Here is a 25,196-nt window from a genome sequence, read left to right on the forward strand (position 1 = left end):
CATGATTCAGCTTGAAGAAAAAGCATATTTCTATTTATTGGCCATACTTCCGGTGATGGTAGTGGCTTTCCTTTTGCTCCAGGTTTGGAAAAAAAGAACCCAGAACCAATTTGCCGATTCCAAGTTGCTCCGCAGATTGGCACCCAATCGGTCCAATTTCAAATCAGCGTTGAAACTTATTTTTCTATTGCTGGGGCTTGCCTTTTTAATCTTGGGGTTGGTGAACCCAAAAATTGGAACCAAGTTGGAAACCGTTAAACGAGAAGGCGTTGATATTGTCTTCGCCGTGGATGTTTCCAAAAGTATGCTCGCTGAGGACATTGCGCCAAATCGCCTGGAAAAGGCAAAACGCCTGGTATCAGAAATCATAAATCAATTGGCCAGTGACCGAATTGGTATTATTGCTTATGCCGGACAGGCCTATCCCCAATTACCTATCACTACCGACTACGGTGCCGCAAAAATGTTTCTTCAGAGTATGAACACCGATATGCTATCGTCACAAGGAACGGCCATTAATGCCGCGATTGATTTGGCCAGCACCTACTATAACGACTCCGAGCAAACGAATAGGATTCTCTTTATTGTTTCGGATGGGGAAGATCATTCCGAGCGTTCTACCATTGATGCTGTGGATAATGCCATCCAAAATGGCATCCGAATTTTCACCATTGGCGTTGGCAAACCCAAAGGAGCTCCAATTCCCATCAAACGAAATGGAGTGGTGCAAGGCCTAAAAAAGGACAACAAAGGAGAGGTGGTCATCACCAAACTGAACGAAATGGTCCTTTCTGAAATAGCGAGCGAAGGGAACGGTGAATATATTGATGGATCCAATACCGAAAACGCGGTGGAATACATCAAGGAACAATTGAACCAAATGGACAAAAAAGAATTTGAGGCCAAACAATTTGCAGAATATAAGGACCAGTTCCAGTGGTTCTTGGGTATAGGTCTTTTATTTTTATTTTTGGACATTTTCCTTTTGGACAGAAAAACAAAATGGTTGAAAAAATTAAATCTTTTTAATGAACATGATGATGCTTAAGAGAAGATTGCTATTCGGCCTATTACTGATGGCCGGCCTTCATATAAACGCTCAGGAGGATGAAGCGGTCAAAGAGGCCGAAAAGGCATTGCAAGCCTCCACCAACCTCACCTGGGAGGCAAACAAGGAGCTTACATCGAACGATTTTACCACGGCAGAATCCGAGTATAGAAGGGCCATTTCAAAGAGTTCAGATAACACTGTGGCACCCTTTAATCTGGGAACAGCTTATTACAACCGGGAGAGTTACGGGGAAGCCTTTGGTCGTTTCAAGCAAGCAGGAGAAAAGACAAAGGAAAAACCCAGCAAGCACAAAGCCTTTCACAACATGGGCAATGTGTTCATGAAAAAGAAGGAATACCAAAAAGCCGTTGAAGCTTACAAAGAGTCCCTTAGAAATAATCCCAATGACGAAGAGACCCGTTACAATCTCGCATTGGCCAAGAAAATGCTGGAAAATGAGCAGGACAATCAGAATAACGACCAAAACCAGGATAACAAAGATCAGCAGGATAAGGACGAGCAGAAAGATCAAAATCAGGATCAGAACAACGAGGGGGACAATAACAAGGATAATGAAGGAGAACAGGATGAAGATGAAAACAAAGATGAAGGGGATGAAGGTGAAAACGGAGAAAACAAACCTGAGGAGAATTCTGAGGGAGATGGAGATAAAAAGAAAGAACAGGAGAAGAAGCCCAATGAAGGAGATCAACCCGAGGAACAAAAACAACAGCCTAGACCCAACCAACTTTCAAAACAACAGATACAGAATCTGCTAGAGGCCATGCAAAATGAGGAAAAGAAGGTGCAGGAAAAAATGGAGGCCAGAAAGGTCAAGGGTAAAAAAATTAGAAACGAGAAAGATTGGTAATGAAAGGCATTTGCGTCTTTTTTATGGCTGTTTTGTGCTTCCCCTTAACATCGGGAAGTTCTCTGTATGCCCAAGAGAATGAGGTCTCGTTTGAAATGAAACTCAGCAAACAGAAACTGGGTATAAACGAACGGCTAAGGGTAGAATTTACAATGAATAAGGATGGGGACAATTTCAATCCTCCGCCCTTTGAAGGTTTTAAGGTGGTCATGGGGCCCTCCCAGTCCATCAGTTCTTCGTGGATCAATGGGAAACGCAGTTTTTCCAAGACCTACTCCTACATTCTGGTTCCCACGGCTAGAGGGAGGTTTAATATCAAACAGGCCACAATAGAAATTAGTGGTGAGACATATAAAACCTTGCCGAAGACGGTGGAGGTCACTGCGGCAGTGGACAAACCAAATGACCAGAAAACCGTGGACGACGTGGCAGATGAAAGCCTCCATTTGGTGGCAGAAGTATCTAAAGGAAATCCGTATTTGAATGAAGCTGTAACCGTGGTCTACAAACTCTATGTAAGTCCAAACATAAGTGTCACCAACTATCGCCCTTTAGACAACCCCAAATACAATAACTTTTGGAGTCAGGACATTCCCGTAACCAAACATACTGCACAAAATGGCACCTATCAAGGGCAACCCTATCGCTACGTAGTGCTAAAAAGAGTGGTACTTTATCCACAGAAAGCCGGGAAGTTGGAAATTGAACCGCTTTCCCTTGAAATCTTTGTGGATGTACCTACCAATCGGAGGGATTTTTTTGGAGGACGAATCTATACCCAGGCCAGCAAAACAGTTTCGGCAGGTAGACGAACGCTAAACGTAAAACCATTGCCAGAAGCGGAAAGACCGGCTGATTTTGGTGGTGCCGTCGGGGATTTCGAATTCTCTGTGAGCACAAGCAAAAAACAGCTCAATGCCTCGGAATCCCTTCAAGCCAAGGTGGAAGTTGCCGGAAAAGGGAACTTGAAGCTTTTCCAATTACCTGAACCAGAACTGCCAAGTTCACTCGAGGTCTATGAGCCGGAATATGACGAAAAAGTCCGAACAATCAGTACCGGAATGGAGGGTAAGGTGGCCAACAATTATACCATTGTGCCTTCCTATCGCGGCAAATATCCAATTCCCAGTATTTCCTTCAGCTATTTTAATCCCAAAACGGCCAAATACGTTACCCTTTCTTCGGAGGAAATCAATATAGAAGTGTTGGAAGGTCCCCTTGGTGCCTCGGACAATGCGGTGACCTCGTCTACGAACAAACAATTTGTGGTTCCTACAGGGAAGCAATTTCATTTTATAAAATTGAATCCCAATCTCACCAAAATAGGGACCAACTACTTTTTTGGGTCGAATAAATTTTATCTCCTACTATTCGCTCCCTTGTTATTGATTCCCATCGCCGTCTTCTCTTTCAAAAAACGAGAGGCCATAGCAAGCGATGTGGTTGGCAACCGAATTAAACAAGCTAATAAATTGGCCCGAAAGTATCTCTCGACCGCGAAAAAGGAACTTGGTCAAAAGGAAGCCTTTTATGTGGCTTTGGAAAAAGGCTTGCACAACTATCTTAAAGCCAAATTGAAGATAGAAACCTCAGAGTTCAGCAAGGAAAAAATTACGACCATACTGAGCGAAAAAAACGTGGATGTTTCGGATGTGGAAGGATTCATAAGTCTTTTAAAGAACTGTGAAATGGCACGATACAGTCCCTTTTCAGATGTGCAGATGCAGCACGATTACGAAAAGGCAAGTGAGGTCATTTCTAAATTGGATAAACAGTTATGAGTCTTAAAAAATCATTGATAGTACTCTTCCTGTTGTCTTCCCTTACCGGGATGGCCCAAAACAGTGCACTTTTTAGCCAAGCCACAGAGCACTACAATAAAGGTGAATATTCCAAGGCCATAGAGAATTACGAAAAAATCCTTGGAAATGGGGAACATTCGGCCGAACTGTACTTCAATCTTGGCAATTGCTATTACAAACAGAATGCCATTGGGCCGAGTATTCTATACTACGAAAAGGCGTTATTGCTAAAACCCAATGATGCGGAGATTTTGAATAATTTGGGCTACGCCCAAAATATGAGATTGGATGCGGTTGAGGAGATGCCAAAGACAGAATTGGGTCAGCTTTACGATACTGTGGTCAACTTTTTGTCCTTTGATCAATGGGCCTACTTGGCCGTTGGTTTGATGCTCTTGTTTGTTTTTACCTATTTGACTTATTTTTTCTTGCGGTTTGCGACCCAAAAGCGAATTGCCTTTATTACCAGTGTGTTTGCACTTATCTTAGGCGTATTGAGCATTCTTATGGCCTATCTTCAGTTTCAGCAATTCACCAATGATAATCCCGCTATTATTTTCAGCAAGGAAATTAAGATCAGTTCGGAACCCAATTCGAATAGTGAGGTTGTTTTTACCCTTCACGAAGGCACCAAAGTAAACGTGCTTGAGGAGCTCAACGATTGGAAAAAAATACGATTATCCGATGGTCAAACAGGATGGTTGCCAAAAGAAAACCTTCGACTTTTAAAAGATTTTTAAATTATATTTAACAGAAAAAAGGGGGTATCCCCCTATTTTTGCTAAAACGGCCCAATGCTAAAGACTTTCGCGCATCCTTTGGTTTGCTTATTGCTGATATTTTCCATATTAGCCCCTTCCATTGTGCCCTTAGTTGACAAAGACTGCACCGTTGCCGTACTCCTGGATACTAACGAAGAAGAGAAAAGCAAAGAAAAAGAGTCCGAAAAAAAATTCAACGAAAAAGATTTATTCTTAAATCAATATGCCGTAAACGGCAGTTTCTTTATCCAATCCCAGGAATCTGAAACTATTGAGTATCTGTTTTTGAACTCAGATTTCCAAGCGGAAATAGTACTACCCCCTCCTCAGAAGTTCATTTGAACCGACCTTATTTTAAATTTATTTCTAACCGTCTTCAGCCTAAAAACTAAGTTGGGGACCATCTAATTTATTATCATGTTCAAGTATATTAAAAACGACTTGCCCGCAAGTGTTGTGGTATTTTTTGTTGCCCTGCCACTTTGTTTGGGAATTGCGCTTGCTAGTGGAGCGCCTTTGTTTTCTGGATTAATCGCCGGAATTATTGGAGGAATTATTGTGGGAGCCCTTAGTGGGTCTCAAATTGGTGTCAGTGGTCCTGCTGCAGGTCTGGCGGCTATTGTTCTTACCGCCATCGGAACCTTGGGTGGGTTCGAGAATTTCTTGGTAGCAGTGGTACTGGGAGGGCTTATTCAAATTCTGTTTAGTATCCTTAAGGCTGGGGTAATAGCCTATTATTTCCCTTCTTCTGTGATAAAGGGTATGCTTACCGGTATTGGTATCATAATTATTTTGAAACAAATCCCACATTTTTTTGGTTATAGTGAAAACCCAGAGGGAGATTTTGCTTTTTTCCAGCTGGATGGCGAAAACACTTTCAGCGAAATTTTCAATGCCTTAAACTTTATAAGCCCGGGTGCCACACTAATTGCAGTCATCGGATTGGCAATACTGATTTTATGGGATAGGGTACTGACCAAAAAATCCAAAATATTTCAGCTGATACAAGGTCCATTGGTAGCAGTTGTACTCGGAATCCTATATTATGTCTTCACAAAAGACCATGAGACCTTGGCCATTTCAGACAAACTACTGGTAACTGTTCCAATTCCAGAAAGCATAGACACCCTAGGAACACTTTTGAGCTTTCCCAACTTTGGGGTAATCGGCAATCCTGAAATCTGGATTACCGCATTTACTATTGCCTTGGTAGCCAGTTTGGAAACACTACTGTGCGTAGAGGCTACTGATAAGCTGGATCCGTACAAAAGAACCACCCCCACCAATAAGGAGCTTTTTGCCCAGGGCGTAGGGAATACCATTTCGGGACTTGTAGGTGGACTACCCGTTACCCAGGTTATTGTTCGTAGTTCTGCCAATATTCAGTCTGGTGGCAGAACTAAGGCCTCGGCTATTATCCATGGCTTTTTTCTGCTGATTTCAATCATCCTTATTCCAAAGTTGCTAAACCTGATTCCGTTATCTGTGTTGGCTTCCATACTTTTGATTGTAGGTTATAAACTTGCAAAGCCCGCCCTTTTCAAGAAAATGTATCATTTAGGATGGAAGCAATTTGTTCCATTCGTTGTTACCGTTCTCGGTATTGTGTTCACCGACCTCTTGATAGGAATTGGTATGGGACTGGGTGTTGGAATTGTGGTTATATTAATCAAGAGTTACCAAAACTCCCATTTCCTGCATATCGAGGACAAGAGTAATGGAGTCCATAAAATTAAAATGACCCTTGCTGAGGAGGTTACCTTCTTTAACAAGGGGGCCATCCTCAAGGAATTGGATAGTCTACCTGAAAATTCATATCTTGAATTGGATGTTAGGAAAACCCGATTTTTGGACAATGACATTGTAGAAATCCTAGAGGATTTCTCTGAAAAAGCACATAATCGAAATATTCATATCAAACTTATTTCGGAAAGAGGTGAAGTAGAAAATCCGGATAGTTATATCCAATTCTTTAAACTTAGACCAAAAACTGCTTAAAACATTAGACTATGATTACTCAAACAAAAGATACCCAAGCGGCACTTACGCCAAATGCTGCCTGGGATTTATTGAAAGAAGGCAATAAACGTTTTGTGGAAAAACAACAGGCGGACAGGGACCTTTTGGGTCAAGTAGAACAAACCGCTACAGGCCAATATCCGTTCGCTACCATATTAAGCTGTATAGATTCCCGGGTTTCTGCGGAATTGATCTATGATCAGGGTGTAGGCGATATTTTCAGTGCAAGGGTTGCAGGAAATATTGTAAATGCGGATATCTTGGGAAGTATGGAGTTTGCTTGCAAGCTGGCCGGTACCAAAATTATTGTTGTGCTTGGGCATACCAGTTGTGGTGCGGTAAAGGGTGCCTGCGATGACGCCAAAATGGGAAACCTAACAGAGCTGCTAAGTAAAATTAGACCTGCCGTCCATGCAGTATCTGAACCTGCTGATGCGGCTGAGCGTACATCCAAAAACTTGGATTTTGTAAACTCAGTTGCCGAAAAGAATGTTCAAATGACCATTGACAACATTAGAACCCAAAGTCCGGTCCTTAAGGAAATGGAGGGTAATGGAGAAATTCTGATTGTGGGTGGTATGTATGACATTTCTACTGGAAAAATTCACTATATGTAATCCGCTCAACACCCAATAAAAAAAGGCCATTGTTTAACATTTCATTGGCCTTTTTTAGTTTTCTAAAATCACTATCTTGACAGCAATACTTTCAATAACCAGCTGGCATATATGTTTAAGCATTTCAGAGGTGATCTTTTTGGTGGAATTACAGCAGGGATAGTTGCCTTACCATTGGCCTTGGCGTTTGGTGTAAGTTCCGGTCTTGGTCCAAGTGCTGGACTTTATGGTGCAATCTTTATTAGCTTTTTTGCTGCCCTTTTTGGCGGCACCAATACCCAAATATCCGGACCAACTGCTCCTATGACGGCGGTGAGCATGGTAATTATAGCCGGTATTTTAGCCGTTCACGATGGGGATGTCAACAAAGCACTGCCCATTATTTTGGCCGTTTTCCTATTGGCCGGATTAATGCAAATTGTATTGGGTCTAATTGGGCTGGGTAGATACATTAAATACATCCCCTATCCAGTAGTTTCTGGATTCATGACCGCCATCGGAGTTATCATATTGGTCACCCAAATCCTTCCGGCAGTGGGTTATTATCCCAAAGAGGACCAAGAATATGTGAATCAGTTCATGGCACCGGCCGAAGAGGAAATCCTGGAAAATATTTTAAAGGAAGAGGCTGGTGAAGGTATTTTGGTACTGGAAGATTTCGAGGAAACCATCAGAAGAGCTGGAAAGATTACTGTAGAAGACATGCAGAAAGAGGCCAAAACCTTGGCGGCTAGCGATGCCTCTGGTGTTGTTGGCACCATTAAAGTACTTCCAAGGGCTCTTAAACATATCAATTGGTTGGAGTTGGGTCTTGCCCTTGCCACCATTATAATCATTTATGGCTTTAAACGAATTACCACAGCGGTACCAAGCACGCTCGTTGCCTTAATTGTCGTTTCTGGAATTGCCTTCGGTTTTAATATGGACTACAGACCAATTGAAGAAATTCCAAGTGGATTGCCTCTTCCAAATCTGGAAATCTTTACCAAGTTTAGTTTCGCCTCCATTACGCCCTATATTTTTACCGCACTCACCTTGTCCTTGTTAGGAGCTATTGATTCCCTATTGACATCTGTAGTAGCGGATAATATGACCCAGACCAAGCACAAACCGAACAAGGAATTGGTGGGGCAGGGAATTGGAAATAGTATTGCTGCAGTCTTTGGGGGTATTCCCGGGGCTGGTGCTACCATCCGGACCGTTGTCAACATTAACTCTGGAGGTAAAACACGCCTTTCCGGAATGATAGCCGGTATTCTGCTCTTGGTAATTTTATTGGCACTAGGTCCTGTGGCATCCCAAATCCCAGCGGCTGTTTTGGCAGGTATCTTGGTAACTGTGGGTATAGGGGTTATGGACTATAGGGGTCTTAAAGCAATTCCGTACTTGCCCAAGGACATCAAATTGGGACCTCTTAAGCTTAGTTCAGAGGTGATTATCATGTTGGTGGTGCTTGTTTTATCCTCGGTATGGAATTTGGTTTATGCGGTAGGTATAGGTTTAGTAATAGCCTCTCTCATGTTCATGAAGAAAATCGGTGATCTTACGGCCAAACGCTCCGATGTTAAGCCTTTAAAGGAAGAGCCTTGGGCCGATGAGAAAAATTTTCCCAAGAAACTGACCGAAGAAGTCTTCATCAAACATATAAAAGGCCCATTGTTTTTTGGTTCAACCAGCGATTTCCAGCAATTGGCAGAACAGATTCCGGATACCGCGTCCTGTGTGATTATCCGTATGGATCTAATGCAGTATATGGATCAATCCGGTCTTTACGCTATGGAAGATGTTCTTCAAGATTTGAAGAAAAAGAGAATTATAGTGCTCTTGGTAGGTCTGCTGGATCAACCCAAATATATGATGGAGCGTATCGATATTATTCCAGATCTAATCCCTAGGGAAAGTATTTTTGAGGAATTCAACTCGTGTTTGGAATGGGTCACTGAAAATGTGGAGGATATCCATTCTGAATAAAACTACTTTGTATCAAAATGGCAATTCTTAGGTTTCCCAATGATTCAGGGCCCATTTATCTTGAAACCATTGATGGACGTTTTCCCGTAGAACCATTCAACACCTATAGCAATCTAATATTTTTGGTTCTTTTGATTTATTGGGGGTATAAAGTGTATAAAAATACCAAGGCGCATCTATTCTTGGCGTGGGTGCTACCCGTAATAGCCGTAAGCTACATTGGCGGAACTATATACCATGCAACCCGAAGCCATGAATTTTGGTTACGTCTCGACTGGATGCCCATTATGCTGTTGTGCTTGGCCTTAGTGGTTTATTTTATTTTTAAACTAGCGACCATTTGGTGGCAACGACTACTGTTGATCATTTTGATTTTTGGAGCTTCCTACCTCCTCCGGATCTTGCCGATCCCCCTAGGTCTTCGTATCTCCTTGGGTTATATCATTACCGCAGGCACCATATTGATTCCCATTGTTTGGTATTTGGTGCGGACTCGTGGAAAGAACATGAGTCTTGTATGTCTTGCTTTCTTCATTTTTGGTATTGCAGTTTTCTTTAGGTCGATAGATTTGACACAGACTTTTTTCCCAATTGGCACTCATTGGTTATGGCATTTTTTCGGTGGACTGGCAGTCCATTTCCTGATTGCCTATATATTCAAGGACAATTTGCTAAATTTGTCGGCTAATACAGCCGGCAACCATGATTGAAACCATTAAGGAACATTTGGCTGAAGTAGAGAAATTTACTTCCAACTCCAAAGATGAAATAGAAGCTTTCCGTATTAAGTACTTGGGAAAAAAAGGGCTTTTGAATTCATTTTTCGCGGAATTCAAAAATGTTCCCAACGAACAAAAGAAAGAGTTTGGACAGGTTATCAATCAGCTTAAGACCACAGCCACCGAAAAGGTCAACGGTCTTAAGACCGCTCTTGAAAACCAGAATGATGCTGCTGGAAAGTTTGGGGATTTAACCCGACCAGGTGAGCCTATCGAACTGGGGGCCAGACATCCCATTTCCATTGTTAAAAATAGGATTATAGATATTTTTTCCCGAATAGGGTTCAATGTTTCCGAAGGTCCGGAAATAGAGGACGACTGGCACAATTTTACGGCTTTGAACCTTCCGGAATACCATCCGGCAAGGGATATGCAGGATACTTTTTTCATTCAAACGGATCCCGATATTCTGTTACGAACACACACCTCCTCTGTGCAGGTACGCTATATGGAGAACAACCAACCTCCCATACGTACCATTTCACCGGGAAGGGTATACCGTAATGAGGCCATTTCAGCACGATCCCATTGTTTCTTTCATCAAGTGGAAGGGCTTTATGTGGACAAGGATGTATCATTTGCCGACCTAAAACAAACCTTGCAATATTTCACCTCGGAAATGTTCGGAAAATCCAAAATCCGATTGCGTCCATCCTATTTCCCTTTTACAGAACCAAGTGCGGAAGTGGATGTATATTGGGGATTGGAAACTGAGACCGATTACCGTATGACCAAGGGCACGGGTTGGCTGGAAATCATGGGTTGTGGTATGGTAGATCCAAACGTCCTGAAAAATTGCGGCATTGACCCCGAAGTATATTCTGGTTTCGCCTTTGGACTGGGCATTGACCGAATTGCTCTCCAGCTGTATGAGATTGGAGATATCCGTATGCTAAGCGAAAACGACATTCGCTTCTTGGAGCAGTTTAAGAGTGCCCTGTAGTGACCATTTCACCGGAAATCAAGTTACTTCAAGAAAAAAAGCTCGTGGGCATACGCCTTGAGATGAGCTTGGTCAATGATAGGACATTTGAGCTTTGGAGTAAATTCCGACCAAGATTAGATGAGATTGAGGGTCGGGTTACCGGTGATTTTATTTCCCTACAATCTTACGGCCCCAATTATTTTTCAACTTTTGATCCGCAAGCACTATTTACCAAATGGGCTTTGGTCGAAGTTGATCGCTATGGTATCATTCCGGAAGGGATGCAAAGTTTCGATCTAAAAGGTGGGCGCTACGCGGTTTTTCACTACAGGGGTTCCAGTGCGGATAAATCCATCTTTCAGTACATTTTTACAGAATGGCTCCCCAGTTCAGGATTCCAATTGGATGACAGACCACATTTTGAGGTATTAGGTTCCAGATATAAAAATAATGATCCCAATTCTGAAGAGGATATTTGGATTCCCATTCAATAAACGAAATCTTCTTTTCTAAGATCCTTTGTATATTGTCTTTGGGTTAACTTCCAATTGCATGGGTCCTTTTTACCCACTCAAACATTTTAAGACAAGACTATGCCTTTTCGTTTTTTTTATATCCTCTTTATCTTTTGCGCACTCCCCCTGATTGCTCAAAATTCTCATCTAAAGGTTAACCAAAATCGTCTTGAGCAGCGAATTTTTGATTTGGCCAAGTTTGGACTACAATCCAATGGAGAAACGGAAAGGGTAGCATTCAGTAATGCGGATGTTGAAGCAAGAAATTGGGTCATACAAATATTGCAAGAGCAAGGATTGGAAGTATCCATTGATTTTGCAGGGAATATTATCGGCCTCCGTAAAGGAGAAAACAAGAATGCCAGACCCATTTCCTTTGGTTCACACATAGACCGAGTGCCCAATGGCGGCAACTATGATGGTTGTGTGGGGTCTATGGCGGCCCTAGAGATTATTGAAATCTTAAATGAGCACAAGATAAAGACCAAACACCCCTTGGAGGTCATCATCTTTTCCAACGAAGAAGGTGGTGTCATGGGAAGCAGGGCTATGTCCGGGCATTTGGGCAAAGGTGCCTTTAAGGTGGTCAATTCAACAGGGTTTTCCATGGGCGAGGGCATCATGCGATTAGGTGGGGATACCACCCGAATTGCAGAAGTTGTCCGTGAAGAAAACAGCATGGCAGCCTTTTTGGAGCTCCATATTGAGCAAGGTGGTATTTTGGAAAAAGAAAAAACAGCTATTGGAATTGTTGAGGGCATTGTTGGTTTAAAATGGTGGGATGTGGTGTTCACCGGATTTGCCAACCATGCAGGGACTACTCCTATGAATTCCAGACAGGACGCTCTTCTAGCGGCGGCCCAATTCGTAATCGCCGTAAACGAAATCACCAATAGTTTTGAAGGCGCCCAAGTGGGAACAGTTGGAAGGATAAAAGCGGAACCTGGCGCTCCCAACGTTATTCCGGGAAGGGTTGTTGCAAGTTTGGAGATTCGCGATTTATCTGCTGAGGTAATTCAAAAGGTCTATCACGCTATTACGGACAAGGCCGAAGAAATTGCAAAAACTTCCCAGGTAACTATTGAGTTCATTCCGCTGGATACGACCGCAGACCCGGCTCTTACCGCTCCAGAAATCCAAAAAGAAATTGAGCTGGCCACTTCCAAATTGGGCCTTTCCCATAAATACATGCCAAGTGGCGCAGGACACGATGCCCAAGATATGGCGACCATTGCCCCTACAGGGATGATTTTTGTACCAAGCAAAGGTGGTATAAGCCATTCGCCAAAAGAATTTACCTCCGCAGAAGATATGGCCAATGGCGCAAATGTGTTATTGCAGACTATTTTGGCCCTGGACGAAAAGCTGGATTGATCCTTATGTATCTTGCCCCTTCAGTATTAGAAATGCTGCATTGGCAATCAAAGTAATGCTCATCCAATAGGTGCCCAATACTACAACACCAGAAAGTGGGAATGGGGATTTAAACTTATTGACAGCAATCATCGTATCCGAAAACATAAACAAGAAAACAGCAATAGCAATAAGCGCATATGTCAGTATCCTTTTTTTAAGCCACAGTCCAAAGCCTTGCCAAGCCATAAAACAGATGGCCAAAATGTAAACCGCTACGGGTATTTCCAGATTCCCCAAATCAGGTTTCAACCAAAAGAATATGGACAATCCCAATCCAAGAAAAAGTATGCCGGAGATCCACTGAAATTGAAAGCTCTCCAACACCCCGAATCCGTAAGCCAAGAGTAAATGGGCAATCAAGAATGAGCCCAAGCCAAATACGAAGAATTTGTCCTGAAGCAATAGCATATCTCCCAACAAACAGAAGATCAAAGCAGCAACCATAATATTCTTGAACCTAATCAAGCCTGAATTTTTTCCAAAAAACAAAATGGAAATCACTAAAATGGTAGTCAACGGTTTAAAAATGCTATAAAGCAATTCCCTGCCCATATAGTCTGTGAAAATAGCAAAGCATGCGGAACAAAAAATCAGCAAATTAATCCCCGATCTAACCTTTACGTTTCCCGTCACCAATTTTGAAATGGATTTTTACTGAGTTGCGAATTATAATACCGAACATCCCCAGTTACTTCCTGCCCCAACCAGTCAGGTTTTCCGAAAATCTCATCCTCATGTTGCAACTCCACTTCAGCAAGAACGAGTCCCTTGTTCTCCCCCAGAAATTCATCCACTTCGAAAAGGTGGTTTTCAAAAGTGACCTCAAACCTAATCTTTTCCAGGATACCCTCCTCGCAAAGATCTATAAGGTTTATAGCCTCCTGTACTTCGATTTTGGTTTCCCATTCAAATCGTGCGGTCCCCGACTTATTACTCTTTCCCTTAACCGTCAAAAATGCTTCATCTCCCCTGATTCTTACCCGAACTGTGCGCTCTGGAGCGGTATTCAAAAACCCTTGGACAATTCGAGTTTGCGAAGAAGCTTTATTTCTATAGTCATCCGATTTAATCAAGAACTTGCGTTCAATTTCCAAGTGTTCCATCCAGCTAAATATACCCTAAATTTGGGTATGGATTTCGATTTCCCTTTGCGAAAAATAATTCATGTGGACATGGATGCCTTCTACGCTTCCGTGGAACAACATGACAATCCTGAGCTTAAAGGGAAACCTATTGCTGTTGGAGGGGGTTCCAAGAGAGGTGTAGTATCCGCGGCCAGTTATGAGGCAAGAACTTTTGGGGTGCGGTCCGCCATGCCCGGGTTTAAGGCAAGGCGGTTATGCCCCGACCTTATTTTCGTGAAACCCCGTTACGACCGTTACATAGAAATCTCCAAACAGGTACGTAAAATCTTCTTTGCATATACAGATCTTGTGGAACCGCTTTCCTTGGACGAGGCATACTTGGATGTTACCCAAAATAAAAAAGGAAACCCTTCAGCAACACTGATTGCCAAAGATATCCGTCAAAAAATTTTGGAAAAAACCGGACTGACCGCATCCGCTGGGATCTCCATTAATAAATTTATAGCCAAAGTGGCGAGTGACTACAACAAGCCCAATGGCCAAAAAACGGTAAATCCCGAAGAGGTAATTTCTTTCTTGGAGGAACTTGACATCCGAAAGTTTTACGGTGTAGGTAAGGTAACGGCCGAGAAAATGTATAAACTGGGCATTTTCACCGGAAATGATCTCAAAAAAAAATCCTTAGAGTTTTTGGATGGGCAATTTGGGAAAAGCGGGGCATACTACTATCATGTGGTTCGGGGAATCCACAACAGTGAAGTTAAACCGCACAGGATTCCCAAGTCGGTTGGAGCCGAAAGAACTTTTAGCGAAAATCTGAGCAGTGAAATCTTTATGCTGGAAAGGCTGGAGAACATCGCGGAAGAGTTGGAAAAACGCTTGACCAAATCAAAAATTGCCGGAAAGACCATTACACTTAAAATAAAGTACAGCGACTTTACGCTACAGACCCGAAGTAAAACTTTACCCTACTTTGTAGCATCCAAAGACCTAATCCTAGAAACGGCCAAAGAGTTGTTGTATCAGGCCACGCTCCAAAACTCGGTTCGCCTTTTGGGCATATCCTTGGCCAACCTCAACACAGAAGAAAAAAAAGAAATCCAAAAAAAGGAATCCGTTTCGGTTCAATTAAAATTTGATTTATAGTATTGTCGACCGTATATTTCTTGTTTAATTTGCAACCGTGCAACGCCCTGATTTACATCAACATATTATTACCACAGCCGGCAATCTGTTCTATACCAATGGTTACAACTCCACGGGAATCAATGAAATTGTTGAGACATGTAATATTGCCAAAGCCACTCTTTACAGTCATTTCAAATCCAAAGAGGACATTTGCATAGCGTATTTAAAACATCGCCATGACCATTTATTGGATACCTTAAAAGGCTATGTTTCAAAAAGAAAGCAGGGTAAAAATCAGCTTTTGGCCATTTTCGATTACCTAAGGGATATGTATAGGGATGAAGATTTTTATGGATGCTGGGCACTTAAGACCCTAGGGGAGATCTCATCCAAACAAAAGAAGTTGCTCACAGCTATACAAAAACAAAAGAAGGAGTTGCTCTTATTTCTAGGCGAAGTTGTTGGGGATAATATCATTAATATTTCCAGGGCCGAAACTGAGAAAATCTCCGGGGGTATCTACCTGCTTTATGAAAGTGCCATTACGGAAAGCCATTTGTTCAAAAACGACTGGCCCATTTACATGGCCAAAAACATGGCCGTTTCATTATTCGAAAAATCCGAATTAAAATAAAAAAGCCCTCCTGTTCGGAGGGCTCAATTTTAAACACTGGCAATCTGCTTACTTAACAATAAGCACATTATCTGTTGATGTGGGGTTCAGTGGACAGAAGTACACATACTCGCCCTTGGTCAATTTTGTAGGCTTAGAAGTTTGTGACGCACCTGTTTTAACAGGTGATGTAACATAGGCAGTCTGAATATGGTTTTCAGGCTTACTAACATCCTTACCCTTCTTTACCAGTACAAAGCCAACATCATGTCCGACGCCGTTATTGGCAATATCAAAAACATAGGTTCCTTCTGAAACTGTGATTTGCTTTTGGGTAAATTCCCCAGAGGTCTGCTCTAAGGAAAGTGTTCTTACCGGAGCATCCTTCATCATTTTGTCTTGCGCTTGAACAGAAAATACGGTCACAAACGCCATGACCAAAATTGCAATTGTCTTTTTCATGAATATGAATTTTATGGTTTTAATTTAAATTGTTTCTACTTCCAAAGGTTGCACCACCGGAAAGTCTACAGGAATCTCCGTGGTGTTGTTGATGTAATTGGAAATTGTCTTGTCCCCAACCAAAACAATGGTGTCGATAAGATTCTCCTTGGTCCATCCGGCTGCGAAGAAATTATCCAATACTGATTGACTAGTGGCACCACGATTCTCGGTAATATTCTTGGCCAATTTGGCAAGTGCATCCAGCTTATTGTCAAATGAAGCCCCTCCTGCTCTTAGCTCTAAAATTTGCTCATCTGTAAATCCGTTCATTTTTCCAATGGCAGTGTGTGCGGACAAACAGTAGGTACAACCGTTCACTTCGCTTACAGCTAAGTTTACTACTTCCTTTTCTTTAGCTTTCAAAGAAGTCTTCGCATTGGAAAAATTTAGGTAGTTACCCAATGCATTTTCTGAATAGGCGTAGGTAGCATAAAGATTGGGAACAAAACCCAACATTTTTTCAAGGTTGTCAAAAATGGCTTGATTGCCGCTACTTACTTCTTCTCTTTTAGGTACATTAAATGTGCTCATAGTTTATAAATTTTATGTGTTGTTATATGGATTAAAAATTCTTTACAAATGGTTTTTCTGCATCACAATAGAAATCATGATGGTATTTCTGATCACAATGTGAAGCTGAAACAAGTGTCTTTACATTCGCTTTTTTTGTAGTTCTGAAAATCTCAATGAGATTAAAAACTGATTTTTCTATTGAATTCATCTTTACCTTTCTTTTAATTACAGAGCAAAGATGTGACGAAAAAGAGGGGAGATGTTAGGAGTGATTTCCCGACCGCTTGCCAAAATTTCCCTTAGACTTCCGTAACCAGGTTTTCCCGGTATTCTGAAGGGGTCATTTGGGTCATTTTTTTGAAGAATCGGCTAAAATGGGCCGGGTCGTTGAAACCAAGGTCGTATGCAATTTCCTGATTTTGTCTATCTGTAAAATGAATCAACCTCTTGGCTTCAAGGGTAAGTCGTTCCAAGATAATTTGTTGAGGGGACTTCTGATTGTAAATTGAAAAGAGATTGGATAAGGTCTTAGGCGATTTAAAAAGCATGTCCGCATAGTCGCTTACCTTTCTCTTGGTCTTATAGTGCATATCCACCAGATAATTGAACCTTCTTATGGTATCTATTTGATCATTTTCCAAGGATTTAACGATCAATTGCTCCTTGGCCAAACGGGTGCTCATGATGATCAATCGTTTTAGGAGCATCTGGAGCATATCGCCCTGGATATTGTCGGGAGTAGAAAATTCTTCCACAAAAATATCGTACCACAAACTAAACTTTCTCTGTTGATCTTCTGGAATGGTGATCAGTGGAAGGTCTTGGGTGCCAAAAAATAAAATCCCATTACAAGACACTTCACTGTCGTGATCGGAAATACAATAAAATTCCCTATTAAATAAAATGCCGGCTAGTGGCAAATGGGTTTTGGCAAATGAAACGTGCTGCAGATACGTTACGGTAACCATCTGATTGGGTAAGAGCTCCAATTCCATTTCATCCACATCGAGCTTTAAAGATTCCTCGTTTCTATTCCAAAGAAATTTAATGGTATTGGCAGTTGTGGAAAAGTGCCCATTGTCATTTTTGATGTTGTCCGTGAGTCCTAAAACGGCCCCTAATTGCGAATCTTTATATTCGTGTTTCATTGTTTTTCAGCACTTTAAAAGTAATGATTTATGGTACATTTTGCACAATTAGTCCACCTGGCTTGTTGATACTTACATACCGTAATGGGGTCATTTTTGAATGATTACTTAAACAAGACTGTTAATGTTAGCTCTAAATTTTAGCACATTTGTTCTTTTTTATAGTATTGGGTATGGAAAAGATGCGATTTTATGACGAAGCGGCCCATAATTTCTATGCCAAAATGGAACTTCAAGGTTATCCATTAAGTGCCCTGGATTTTTATGCCCAACATTTTACCAAGCTTTGCAAAGATCTTCAGGATGTTCATGGATTAAGCTCACTTGCAGAGGAGGGAAAGTGGCATAAGTCGGCCAAATTTCGTGATGAAATTGTCGACAAGGAACAGGTCATTGTAGTTACGGACACTAACCTGAACATTGTCTTTGCCACCCAGAATATGACAGAAATGAATGGGTATCAACCCAACGAGGTTCTGGGGAAAAAACCTAAAATGTTTCAAGGTGAAGGAACCTGCAAGGAAACAACCAAGAAAGTATCACTAGCCATAAAAAACTATAAACCCTTTGAGGTCATTCTGACCAACTATAGAAAAAACGGGACTCCCTACCAATGTTGGATTAAGGGTTCTCCCGTTTTTGATACGGCAGGAAAGGTGGTTAACTTTATTGCTTTCGAAAAAGAAGTGGCCTAAATCTTTGACCTAAAAACTACAGGTTTCTATTTCTGTTACCCTTAGTGTATTTACCATTCCCTTGTCTTTAATAGGCATCGCCGCCAAGCTGATGAGCATATCCCCCACATCCAAAAATCCTTTTTTACAGGCAATTTGGTTCACGTCGTCTATGGTCTCATCGGTGGAAACATATCTATCGTAAAAGAAGGCCTTTACGCCCCATAAAAGGTTTAGCTGTGTCAATATCCTCTTGTTTGAGGTAAACACCAAAATATGGGCGCTTGGCCGCCAAGCTGAAATCTGAAAAGCTGTATAACCACTATTGGTCAAGGTAGAAATAGCTTTTGCCTCAATTTCGTTGGCCATTATAGCAGCGTGATAACACACCGATTTGGTAATATATCTTTTGGTACGGATATGCGGAGGTGTTTGAGGAACATTGATGAGATTGGAACCTTCAACACTTAGCAGGATACTGGACATTTTCTGGATTACTTCAACTGGATAATTTCCAACCGAGGTTTCTCCGGAGAGCATTACGGCATCCGCGCCATCCATGACAGAATTGGCCACGTCGTTCACTTCGGCCCTTGTAGGCGTGAGGCTGGTAATCATGGTTTCCATCATCTGCGTAGCAATGATCACAGGAATCCTTGCTTTTTTGGCACGAAGCACCAACTTCTTTTGAATCAATGGTACCTCATGAGCTGGAACTTCAACCCCCAAATCCCCGCGAGCTACCATCAGACCATCACAGTAGGCCACAATTTTGTCAATGTTTTCGACAGCTTCCGGTTTTTCAATTTTGGCTACAATAGGAATTTTATGCTCAGAATGTTGGTTGATCAGATTTTGAAGATCCATGAGATCCTGACTGTGCCTCACGAAGGAAAGTGCCATCCAATCTACTTCTTGTCCAATGGCAAAAATGGCATCTTTTATGTCTTTTTCTGTTAATGCCGGAAGCGAAATGTCCGTATTGGGAAGGTTTACCCCTTTTTTGGATTTTAAGGGTCCACCTTGCACCACAACCGCTTTAACCTCATCCTTGCCGTTTGTGGATTTAACTTCAAATATTAGTTTGCCATCATCCAAAAGTATTCGTTCTCCAGGTTTTACATCCTGAGGGAAACTGGCATAGTTCATATAAACCCTAGAGGCACTTCCCTCAAAAGGTTCTCCGGTAGCAAAAGTGATTTCATCACCGGGAGCAACAACGGCTTCCCCTCCCATTACGCCAACACGTAATTTTGGACCTTGTAAATCAGCCAAAATAGCGGTATTGGTCTCAAGTTCCTCATTAAGTTCCCTGATGAGCCTGATCCGTTCGGCAACATCATCATGGGAGGCGTGGGAAAAGTTGATTCGAAATACATCAACTCCGGCCCCCATCATTTTTTTAAGAACTTCCTTTTTGCTCGTTGCAGGGCCAAGGGTTGCTACAATTTTTGTTTTTTTTCCGGTTGGCATGGTTAAAAGATTAAATTTCTTTTTGATTTCAAAGTTTGTGTTTCCAACGAATAAGCGGTAACCACTTTAGGTATTTGGTTAATGAACTTTATTTTTCCGTTAAGTATTGGTGTTTCGCCCCCATCCACTTTCAGTATGTAATCCACTTCTTTGTGCTCCTTTACCAAATAATCTGTTCTGGAAGAGGTGCGGTTTTGGAAAAGCCCATCAGAAGGTATTTCCGTTTTTACAGTACACTTGTTGGAAATAAGTGTCCAATACGTATCGCTTAATTCGTCCTCCCATTCGAATACGGAAAAAGAAAGATCCTGATCAAATTTTAGGTCTTTGTCCCTTCTTTTTAGCCGCAGTCCGCAAATGGAATTTATGGCATAACCCATGGCATAATCTTCCAGCCCGCTATGGATAGCAATGAGCTGAAAATTGTCATCATAAAAGTCCGCAGATATTTTATGTGTGGTCAACATGGGTACAACGCGAACTGTAAATATACTTCTAATACCTTAGCCAGCCTAGTTGAAAAGAGACAATAGCATCCCAAATACAACGAAAACGTTTGAGTTTACCTTTTTTTAAAGTTACTGATTGTCGATTCTACTCTGTAGGGCAAAATATGCCCTTCTGGATGCCTTTTCCTCTGCCTTTTTTTTGGAGGTCGCCCTGGCTTTTGCCAAGATTCTGTCACTGATGGTAAGTTTTACGGCGAAGTGCTTTAGTTCGTCATTTCCGGTGTCTTCATAGACATCATAGTGGAAGGTCTTTTTTTGCTTTTGGCACCATTCAATGACCAAGCTTTTGTAGCTGATAACTTTCCCTTCCAGTTGTTCAATATCTACGTAAGGGCGTATGACCCGTTCGTTGATGAATTTTTCACAATAGGGATAGCCACGATCCAAGTAAATGGCGCCAACCAAAGCTTCAAAGACATTACCATGAATGTTATCCCCAAAATGGGTTTTGGGAATTCGACTTTCCACAAATCGTAAAAGCTCCAGATCTTTGCCAAGTTCATTCAAGTGCTTTCTGCTAACAATCTTAGAACGCATCTTGGTGAGGTATCCCTCATCACCTTCGGGAACCTCGTTGTACAAGTGTTTGGAAATTATAGTGCCGAGCATGGCATCCCCCAAAAATTCCAAACGTTCGTAGTTCATGGGGTTGCCCTCTTCATCCCTTTTGTTCACGGAACGATGTAAAAAGGCCTTCTTATATATATCTATGTCCTTGGGCTTAAACCCAAGTATTGTCTTGATGCCCAAAAAAAAATCCCCATCCGTTTTCGGATGGGAATTGAATATTTTGGTAGTAAGTCTCATTGTACTACAAAGCTACCCTATTTTTTTGAACAAAACACAAGCATTGTGTCCACCAAAACCAAAGGTATTGCTCATAGCCACGTTGACCTCCCTTTTTTGCGCCTTGTTAAGGGTCAAATTCAAGGTTGGGTCAATATTCTCATCTACCGTGCTATGGTTTATTGTAGGTGGAACCATATTATGTTCCATGGCCAAAATGGACGCGATAGCCTCAATGGCTCCTGCGGCACCCAATAAGTGTCCGGTCATGGACTTGGTAGAGTTGATGTTAATGTTGGGTGCATGATTTCCGAACACCTTGGAAATGGCCTTTAACTCTGCCACATCACCTAGAGGCGTAGAAGTCCCATGGGTGTTGATAGCATCAACATCCTCGGGTTTCAAACCGGCATTCTCAAGGCAATTTTCCATAACCCTGACCACACCTATTCCTTCCGGATGTGGTGCCGTCATGTGGTGGGCATCACTGGAAAGTCCTCCACCCAATACCTCGGCATATATTTTAGCTCCGCGTGCCTTGGCATGCTCGTATTCTTCTAGGATAAGCGCGCCGGCACCTTCACCCAATACAAAACCATCCCTTGTGGCGTCAAAAGGTCTAGAAGCCGTTTCTGGGCTATCATTTCTTGTGGATAGCGCATGCATGGCGTTAAAACCACCCATACCCGCAATGGTTACGGCAGCTTCACTTCCACCGGTAACAATAACATCACAATGCCCCAATCGGATATAGTTAAGGGCATCGATCATGGCGTTTGCCGATGAAGCACAGGCCGATACCGTAGTATAGTTGGGGCCCATGAAACCGTGTTTTATAGAAATATTTCCTGGCGCAATGTCTGCAATCATTTTAGGAATGAAGAACGGATTGAAACGTGGCGTTCCATCCCCACCGGCATATCCGATCACTTCGTTTTGGAAGGTCTCCAATCCACCAATACCTGCACCCCAAACAACACCTACCCTAAACTTGTCCACTTTTTCAAGGTCCAGTCCAGAATGGGCAATGGCCTCATCTGATGAGACAAGGGCATATTGCGCAAAGGGATCTAATTTTCGGGCTTCTTTTCTGTCAAAAAAGTCCTGGGCATTATAGCCTTTTAATTCACAGGCAAATTTAGTCTTGAACTTTTCGGTATCGAAGTAAGTAATGGGAGCACAACCGCTTTTCCCATTTTTTAGTCCTTCCCAATAAGCCTCTAAATTATTACCTATGGGCGTAAGCGCGCCCATTCCGGTAACCACTACTCGCTTTAACTGCATTGAACTATTGTTTTACCCTTTAGAACCTAAATTAAAAAAAAATTATCCATGCGATGATCATCACATGGATAATTTAAAATCTTTAGTAATATATCATAAAATTACTTCGCTTCTTCTATATAGCTAATGGCTTGGCCAACAGTTGCAATGTTTTCTGCTTGATCATCAGGGATTTGAATGTCAAATTCTTTCTCAAATTCCATGATAAGTTCAACAGTGTCCAAGGAATCCGCACCCAAATCGTTGGTAAAGCTAGCTTCTGGTACAACTTCATTCTCATCTACACCTAGTTTATCAACGATGATAGCCTTTACTCTTGATGCAATGTCTGACATAATTATATCGGTTTTAAAAATTTAATCGGGGCAAAAATAAAAAACTTTGGATTAAATACACCATTTGTCGATAAAATGTGCCTCAAATTAAACATCTTACGCTTGCGTGCAGTACTTTAGCCTTTTAAATTGCACCTAGCTTATTCCTTAATGAAACGACTTTTGATCCTTGCTTCTGGAAGTGGTTCCAATGCTGAAAACATCATCACTTATTGCCGTGAGCGGGGCCAAAATGAGGTTGTGGCAGTGTTTACCAACAAAAGTACAGCCAAAGTTTTGGAGCGATGTAAACGACTTGGGGTTCCCGCTTATTTTTTTAGCAAGGCCGCCTTTTCCGATTCTGATAATTTTGTGGAAGTGCTAAAAACCTTCTCGCCCGATCTTATTGTTCTTGCAGGCTTTCTTTGGAAAATACCAGAGGCCCTAGTCACTGCATTTCCCAACAAAATCGTTAATATTCATCCTGCCCTATTGCCCAAATACGGCGGAAAGGGCATGTATGGGGATAGGGTTCACAAAGCGGTTAAGGATAATGGTGAGACCGAAACCGGCATTACCATACATTTTGTAAACGAGGCCTACGACGAGGGAGCCATTATCTTTCAGGCCAAAACCCAAATTGATTCCCAAGATACTCCAGAGACCATTGCTCAAAAAGTCCATCAATTGGAGTATGAGCATTTTCCCAAAGTGATTGAAAAACTTCTTGTCCAAAATGGCTAAAAAGAAAAAGTTCTACGTGGTTTGGAAAGGCAAACGCCCTGGAATCTATGAAAGTTGGGACGATTGCAAGGCCCAGATAACCGGAGTGAAGGGAGCACAGTATAAATCCTTTAGCCTATTTGACGAGGCCAAAAAAGCATTTAACGGAAACTATTCCGACTACAAAGGCTCCTCTAAGGGCAAAAAGGAGCTTTCTCCCGAAGAACTCCTAAAGATTGGGGACCCAAACTACAGTTCTATTTCCGTGGATGCCGCTTCCAGTGGCAATCCTGGAAAAGTAGAATACAGAGGTGTTGATACAAAAACCAAAAAAGTGCTTTTTAAACAGGGACCTTTTGAACAAGGGACCAACAATATAGGTGAGTTTTTGGCCCTGGTACATGGATTGGCTTTTTTAAAAGCGAAAAAAAGTGACCGAATCATCTACTCCGATTCTCGAATAGCAATAGGCTGGGTCCGAAAAAAGAAGTGTGGCACAAAGCTCAAAAAGAATACAAAAAATGCTGTAATTTTTGATTTGGTAGAGCGGGCCGAAGCTTGGTTAAAAAAAAACAGGTACAATACCCCTATTGTAAAATGGGAAACCAAAGCATGGGGAGAAATCCCGGCGGACTATGGGAGAAAATAACTCCTCCAGGCAAGATTTTTCCGGTTATTTTTTAATTGCCGGAGGAATACTGGTAAATGGAATATGTAACCGTATATTTGCAGCAAATTTTAGTAGATGGGCAAATTGCTGATTGTAGGCAGTGTGGCTTTCGATGATATCGAAACACCTTTCGGAAAAAGTGATAGAATTTTAGGAGGAGCGGGTACGTTCATAGGATTGGCCGCTTCCCAATTCAATGTAAAATCTGCTGTAGTATCAGTAGTGGGAGGAGATTTTCCCCAAAAATATCTCGATATTTTTTCTGACCGTAATATTGATATTTCCGGAATTGAAATTGTCAAGGATGGCAAAACCTTTTACTGGAAAGGAAAGTACCATAATGATCTAAATTCCCGGGATACTTTAATTACGGAATTGAACACCATGGCTGATTTCAATCCCGTTGTACCCAAAAATTTTAAAGACGCCGATGTGGTCATGCTGGGGAATCTGCACCCGGATATCCAACTGGGTGTAATCGATCAAATGGAAGAGCGACCAAAGCTCATTATTGCGGATACCATGAATTTTTGGATGGACAATACCTGGGACGAGCTAATGAAAGTCATAGCGCGTATCGATGTCATTACCATCAATGATGAGGAGGCCCGTCAATTGACCAGTGAATATTCATTGGTGAAAGCCGCGGCCAAAATCCAGGAGATGGGACCTAAGTATGTGGTCATCAAAAAAGGGGAGCACGGTGCATTATTGTTCCATGAAGATCATATTTTCTTCGCTCCAGCTTTACCTTTGGAAGAAGTATTTGATCCTACCGGGGCCGGCGATACGTTTGCAGGAGGATTTGCAGGATTTCTTGCCGAATCCAAGAACATATCTTTTGAAAGCTTAAAAAATGCCATTATCCACGGATCTAACTTGGCTTCGTTCTGTGTGGAGCGGTTTGGAACGCAACGTATGGAAACATTGCAAAAAGCGGAGGTAGACAAACGCTTGATACAATTTAAAGAATTGACACAATTCAATATAGAGTTAACATAAATACCTGCCCTGAAACGTTTCGGGGCATTTTTATTTTTGGTTT

28 protein-coding genes are annotated in these 25,196 nt (G+C 41.9%); 18 read left to right on the top strand and 10 right to left on the bottom strand.

Annotation, left to right across the window (positions count from 1 at the left end; all coding sequences use genetic code 11):
- Window position 1: 1 nt before the first annotated feature.
- The 12 genes from BUC10_RS08465 to BUC10_RS08520 all read left to right on the top strand — a co-directional run bounded on the left by BUC10_RS08465 (window position 2) and on the right by BUC10_RS08520 (window position 12,685).
- Window positions 2-1,048 (top strand): VWA domain-containing protein, encoded by a 1,047-nt coding sequence (locus tag BUC10_RS08465; protein WP_073178354.1) that lies wholly within the window; start codon window positions 2-4, stop codon window positions 1,046-1,048.
- Window positions 1,029-1,922: a tetratricopeptide repeat protein gene (locus BUC10_RS08470; protein ID WP_313785801.1), complete on the top strand. Its 894-nt coding sequence runs from the start codon at window positions 1,029-1,031 to the stop codon at window positions 1,920-1,922. The genes BUC10_RS08465 and BUC10_RS08470 overlap by 20 nt, the downstream gene beginning before the upstream one ends.
- Window positions 1,922-3,703: a BatD family protein gene (locus tag BUC10_RS08475; RefSeq protein WP_084732593.1), complete on the top strand. Its 1,782-nt coding sequence runs from the start codon at window positions 1,922-1,924 to the stop codon at window positions 3,701-3,703. The genes BUC10_RS08470 and BUC10_RS08475 overlap by 1 nt, the downstream gene beginning before the upstream one ends.
- Entirely contained in the window at window positions 3,700-4,464 is a 765-nt protein-coding gene (locus BUC10_RS08480; RefSeq protein ID WP_073178358.1) for an SH3 domain-containing protein, read from the top strand. Before BUC10_RS08475 ends, BUC10_RS08480 begins: the two co-directional genes overlap by 4 nt.
- Window positions 4,465-4,518: 54 nt before the next feature.
- Window positions 4,519-4,827, top strand: a complete 309-nt coding sequence (locus BUC10_RS08485) for a hypothetical protein (RefSeq protein ID WP_073178360.1) — start codon at window positions 4,519-4,521, stop codon at window positions 4,825-4,827.
- A 75-nt stretch (window positions 4,828-4,902) separates the two neighbouring features.
- Window positions 4,903-6,483, top strand: a complete 1,581-nt coding sequence (locus BUC10_RS08490) for a SulP family inorganic anion transporter (RefSeq protein ID WP_073178362.1) — start codon at window positions 4,903-4,905, stop codon at window positions 6,481-6,483.
- A gap of 11 nt (window positions 6,484-6,494) precedes the next feature.
- Window positions 6,495-7,121 carry a carbonic anhydrase family protein gene (locus BUC10_RS08495; RefSeq protein WP_073178364.1) on the top strand — a complete coding sequence of 209 codons (627 nt, stop codon included), beginning with the start codon at window positions 6,495-6,497 and terminating at the stop codon, window positions 7,119-7,121.
- A gap of 111 nt (window positions 7,122-7,232) precedes the next feature.
- Window positions 7,233-9,092: a SulP family inorganic anion transporter gene (locus BUC10_RS08500; protein ID WP_073178366.1), complete on the top strand. Its 1,860-nt coding sequence runs from the start codon at window positions 7,233-7,235 to the stop codon at window positions 9,090-9,092.
- A gap of 17 nt (window positions 9,093-9,109) precedes the next feature.
- The gene (locus BUC10_RS08505; RefSeq protein ID WP_073178368.1) at window positions 9,110-9,802 is read left to right on the top strand and encodes a hypothetical protein; all 693 of its coding nucleotides are present in this window, start codon (window positions 9,110-9,112) and stop codon (window positions 9,800-9,802) included.
- On the top strand, window positions 9,795-10,814 hold the full coding sequence (gene pheS / locus BUC10_RS08510; RefSeq protein WP_073178370.1) for a phenylalanine--tRNA ligase subunit alpha: 1,020 nt from the start codon (window positions 9,795-9,797) through the stop codon (window positions 10,812-10,814). The genes BUC10_RS08505 and pheS overlap by 8 nt, the downstream gene beginning before the upstream one ends.
- Window positions 10,814-11,290: a GyrI-like domain-containing protein gene (locus BUC10_RS08515; protein WP_222843718.1), complete on the top strand. Its 477-nt coding sequence runs from the start codon at window positions 10,814-10,816 to the stop codon at window positions 11,288-11,290. Before pheS ends, BUC10_RS08515 begins: the two co-directional genes overlap by 1 nt.
- 99 nt (window positions 11,291-11,389) lie before the next feature.
- Window positions 11,390-12,685 carry a Zn-dependent hydrolase gene (locus tag BUC10_RS08520; RefSeq protein WP_073178372.1) on the top strand — a complete coding sequence of 432 codons (1,296 nt, stop codon included), beginning with the start codon at window positions 11,390-11,392 and terminating at the stop codon, window positions 12,683-12,685.
- A gap of 3 nt (window positions 12,686-12,688) precedes the next feature.
- On the opposite strand, the gene BUC10_RS08525 is transcribed toward BUC10_RS08520, so the two are convergent.
- Window positions 12,689-13,279 carry a lysoplasmalogenase gene (locus BUC10_RS08525; protein ID WP_084732594.1) on the bottom strand — a complete coding sequence of 197 codons (591 nt, stop codon included), beginning with the start codon at window positions 13,277-13,279 and terminating at the stop codon, window positions 12,689-12,691.
- Window positions 13,280-13,356: 77 nt separating this feature from the next.
- Window positions 13,357-13,830 carry a CYTH domain-containing protein gene (locus BUC10_RS08530; protein WP_073178374.1) on the bottom strand — a complete coding sequence of 158 codons (474 nt, stop codon included), beginning with the start codon at window positions 13,828-13,830 and terminating at the stop codon, window positions 13,357-13,359.
- Between the two features lie 27 nt (window positions 13,831-13,857).
- On the opposite strand from BUC10_RS08530, the gene dinB reads away from it, so the two are divergent.
- Window positions 13,858-14,958 (top strand): DNA polymerase IV, encoded by a 1,101-nt coding sequence (gene dinB / locus BUC10_RS08535; RefSeq protein ID WP_073178377.1) that lies wholly within the window; start codon window positions 13,858-13,860, stop codon window positions 14,956-14,958.
- 37 nt (window positions 14,959-14,995) lie between these two features.
- Window positions 14,996-15,574 (top strand): TetR/AcrR family transcriptional regulator, encoded by a 579-nt coding sequence (locus tag BUC10_RS08540; RefSeq protein WP_073178379.1) that lies wholly within the window; start codon window positions 14,996-14,998, stop codon window positions 15,572-15,574.
- Window positions 15,575-15,622: 48 nt separating this feature from the next.
- On the opposite strand, the gene BUC10_RS08545 is transcribed toward BUC10_RS08540, so the two are convergent.
- The 3 genes from BUC10_RS08545 to BUC10_RS08555 form a co-directional block, all read right to left on the bottom strand.
- A complete protein-coding gene (locus BUC10_RS08545; RefSeq protein ID WP_073178382.1) occupies window positions 15,623-16,015 on the bottom strand; it encodes a plastocyanin/azurin family copper-binding protein in 393 nt (130 codons plus the stop codon).
- A gap of 24 nt (window positions 16,016-16,039) precedes the next feature.
- The gene (locus BUC10_RS08550) at window positions 16,040-16,588 is read right to left on the bottom strand and encodes a carboxymuconolactone decarboxylase family protein (RefSeq protein ID WP_073178384.1); all 549 of its coding nucleotides are present in this window, start codon (window positions 16,586-16,588) and stop codon (window positions 16,040-16,042) included.
- Window positions 16,589-16,869: 281 nt separating this feature from the next.
- A complete protein-coding gene (locus BUC10_RS08555) occupies window positions 16,870-17,718 on the bottom strand; it encodes a helix-turn-helix domain-containing protein (RefSeq protein WP_073178386.1) in 849 nt (282 codons plus the stop codon).
- Between the two features lie 149 nt (window positions 17,719-17,867).
- Between BUC10_RS08555 and BUC10_RS08560 the strand changes: the two genes are divergently transcribed.
- Window positions 17,868-18,413, top strand: a complete 546-nt coding sequence (locus BUC10_RS08560; RefSeq protein ID WP_165614875.1) for a PAS domain-containing protein — start codon at window positions 17,868-17,870, stop codon at window positions 18,411-18,413.
- A 9-nt stretch (window positions 18,414-18,422) separates the two neighbouring features.
- Here the strand turns inward: BUC10_RS08560 and pyk are convergent, their stop codons facing one another.
- From pyk to BUC10_RS08585, 5 genes are all read right to left on the bottom strand, one after another.
- Window positions 18,423-19,865 (bottom strand): pyruvate kinase, encoded by a 1,443-nt coding sequence (gene pyk / locus BUC10_RS08565; protein ID WP_073178388.1) that lies wholly within the window; start codon window positions 19,863-19,865, stop codon window positions 18,423-18,425.
- A 2-nt stretch (window positions 19,866-19,867) separates the two neighbouring features.
- The gene (locus BUC10_RS08570) at window positions 19,868-20,332 is read right to left on the bottom strand and encodes an IPExxxVDY family protein (RefSeq protein WP_073178390.1); all 465 of its coding nucleotides are present in this window, start codon (window positions 20,330-20,332) and stop codon (window positions 19,868-19,870) included.
- Between the two features lie 111 nt (window positions 20,333-20,443).
- Window positions 20,444-21,181: a ribonuclease III gene (gene rnc, locus BUC10_RS08575; protein ID WP_073178392.1), complete on the bottom strand. Its 738-nt coding sequence runs from the start codon at window positions 21,179-21,181 to the stop codon at window positions 20,444-20,446.
- A 12-nt stretch (window positions 21,182-21,193) separates the two neighbouring features.
- Window positions 21,194-22,444: a beta-ketoacyl-ACP synthase II gene (fabF, locus tag BUC10_RS08580; protein ID WP_073178395.1), complete on the bottom strand. Its 1,251-nt coding sequence runs from the start codon at window positions 22,442-22,444 to the stop codon at window positions 21,194-21,196.
- Window positions 22,445-22,545: 101 nt separating this feature from the next.
- Window positions 22,546-22,779: an acyl carrier protein gene (locus BUC10_RS08585; protein WP_010519573.1), complete on the bottom strand. Its 234-nt coding sequence runs from the start codon at window positions 22,777-22,779 to the stop codon at window positions 22,546-22,548.
- A gap of 150 nt (window positions 22,780-22,929) precedes the next feature.
- Between BUC10_RS08585 and purN the strand changes: the two genes are divergently transcribed.
- From purN to BUC10_RS08600, 3 genes are all read left to right on the top strand, one after another.
- Complete coding sequence (purN, locus tag BUC10_RS08590) at window positions 22,930-23,502, top strand: phosphoribosylglycinamide formyltransferase (RefSeq protein WP_073178397.1); 573 nt, start codon at window positions 22,930-22,932, stop codon at window positions 23,500-23,502.
- Window positions 23,495-24,130: a ribonuclease H1 domain-containing protein gene (locus BUC10_RS08595; RefSeq protein WP_073178400.1), complete on the top strand. Its 636-nt coding sequence runs from the start codon at window positions 23,495-23,497 to the stop codon at window positions 24,128-24,130. The genes purN and BUC10_RS08595 overlap by 8 nt, the downstream gene beginning before the upstream one ends.
- Window positions 24,131-24,226: 96 nt before the next feature.
- Window positions 24,227-25,153: a PfkB family carbohydrate kinase gene (locus tag BUC10_RS08600; protein WP_073178402.1), complete on the top strand. Its 927-nt coding sequence runs from the start codon at window positions 24,227-24,229 to the stop codon at window positions 25,151-25,153.
- Window positions 25,154-25,196 lie beyond the last annotated feature (43 nt).

Origin of the sequence: Flagellimonas flava (genome assembly GCF_900129665.1) — a bacterium.
GTDB lineage: Bacteria > Bacteroidota > Bacteroidia > Flavobacteriales > Flavobacteriaceae > Flagellimonas > Flagellimonas flava.

Coding starts and splice junctions, on each gene's coding strand:
- BUC10_RS08465 (WP_073178354.1), top strand. CDS start 2: ATGATTCAGCTTGAAGAAAAAGCATATTTCTATTTATTGGCCATACTT.
- BUC10_RS08470 (WP_313785801.1), top strand. CDS start 1,029: ATGAACATGATGATGCTTAAGAGAAGATTGCTATTCGGCCTATTACTG.
- BUC10_RS08475 (WP_084732593.1), top strand. CDS start 1,922: ATGAAAGGCATTTGCGTCTTTTTTATGGCTGTTTTGTGCTTCCCCTTA.
- BUC10_RS08480 (WP_073178358.1), top strand. CDS start 3,700: ATGAGTCTTAAAAAATCATTGATAGTACTCTTCCTGTTGTCTTCCCTT.
- BUC10_RS08485 (WP_073178360.1), top strand. CDS start 4,519: ATGCTAAAGACTTTCGCGCATCCTTTGGTTTGCTTATTGCTGATATTT.
- BUC10_RS08490 (WP_073178362.1), top strand. CDS start 4,903: ATGTTCAAGTATATTAAAAACGACTTGCCCGCAAGTGTTGTGGTATTT.
- BUC10_RS08495 (WP_073178364.1), top strand. CDS start 6,495: ATGATTACTCAAACAAAAGATACCCAAGCGGCACTTACGCCAAATGCT.
- BUC10_RS08500 (WP_073178366.1), top strand. CDS start 7,233: ATGTTTAAGCATTTCAGAGGTGATCTTTTTGGTGGAATTACAGCAGGG.
- BUC10_RS08505 (WP_073178368.1), top strand. CDS start 9,110: ATGGCAATTCTTAGGTTTCCCAATGATTCAGGGCCCATTTATCTTGAA.
- pheS (WP_073178370.1), top strand. CDS start 9,795: ATGATTGAAACCATTAAGGAACATTTGGCTGAAGTAGAGAAATTTACT.
- BUC10_RS08520 (WP_073178372.1), top strand. CDS start 11,390: ATGCCTTTTCGTTTTTTTTATATCCTCTTTATCTTTTGCGCACTCCCC.
- BUC10_RS08525 (WP_084732594.1), bottom strand. CDS start 13,279: ATGGGCAGGGAATTGCTTTATAGCATTTTTAAACCGTTGACTACCATT.
- BUC10_RS08530 (WP_073178374.1), bottom strand. CDS start 13,830: ATGGAACACTTGGAAATTGAACGCAAGTTCTTGATTAAATCGGATGAC.
- dinB (WP_073178377.1), top strand. CDS start 13,858: ATGGATTTCGATTTCCCTTTGCGAAAAATAATTCATGTGGACATGGAT.
- BUC10_RS08545 (WP_073178382.1), bottom strand. CDS start 16,015: ATGAAAAAGACAATTGCAATTTTGGTCATGGCGTTTGTGACCGTATTT.
- BUC10_RS08550 (WP_073178384.1), bottom strand. CDS start 16,588: ATGAGCACATTTAATGTACCTAAAAGAGAAGAAGTAAGTAGCGGCAAT.
- BUC10_RS08555 (WP_073178386.1), bottom strand. CDS start 17,718: ATGAAACACGAATATAAAGATTCGCAATTAGGGGCCGTTTTAGGACTC.
- pyk (WP_073178388.1), bottom strand. CDS start 19,865: ATGCCAACCGGAAAAAAAACAAAAATTGTAGCAACCCTTGGCCCTGCA.
- BUC10_RS08570 (WP_073178390.1), bottom strand. CDS start 20,332: ATGTTGACCACACATAAAATATCTGCGGACTTTTATGATGACAATTTT.
- rnc (WP_073178392.1), bottom strand. CDS start 21,181: ATGAGACTTACTACCAAAATATTCAATTCCCATCCGAAAACGGATGGG.
- fabF (WP_073178395.1), bottom strand. CDS start 22,444: ATGCAGTTAAAGCGAGTAGTGGTTACCGGAATGGGCGCGCTTACGCCC.
- BUC10_RS08585 (WP_010519573.1), bottom strand. CDS start 22,779: ATGTCAGACATTGCATCAAGAGTAAAGGCTATCATCGTTGATAAACTA.
- purN (WP_073178397.1), top strand. CDS start 22,930: ATGAAACGACTTTTGATCCTTGCTTCTGGAAGTGGTTCCAATGCTGAA.
- BUC10_RS08595 (WP_073178400.1), top strand. CDS start 23,495: ATGGCTAAAAAGAAAAAGTTCTACGTGGTTTGGAAAGGCAAACGCCCT.
- BUC10_RS08600 (WP_073178402.1), top strand. CDS start 24,227: ATGGGCAAATTGCTGATTGTAGGCAGTGTGGCTTTCGATGATATCGAA.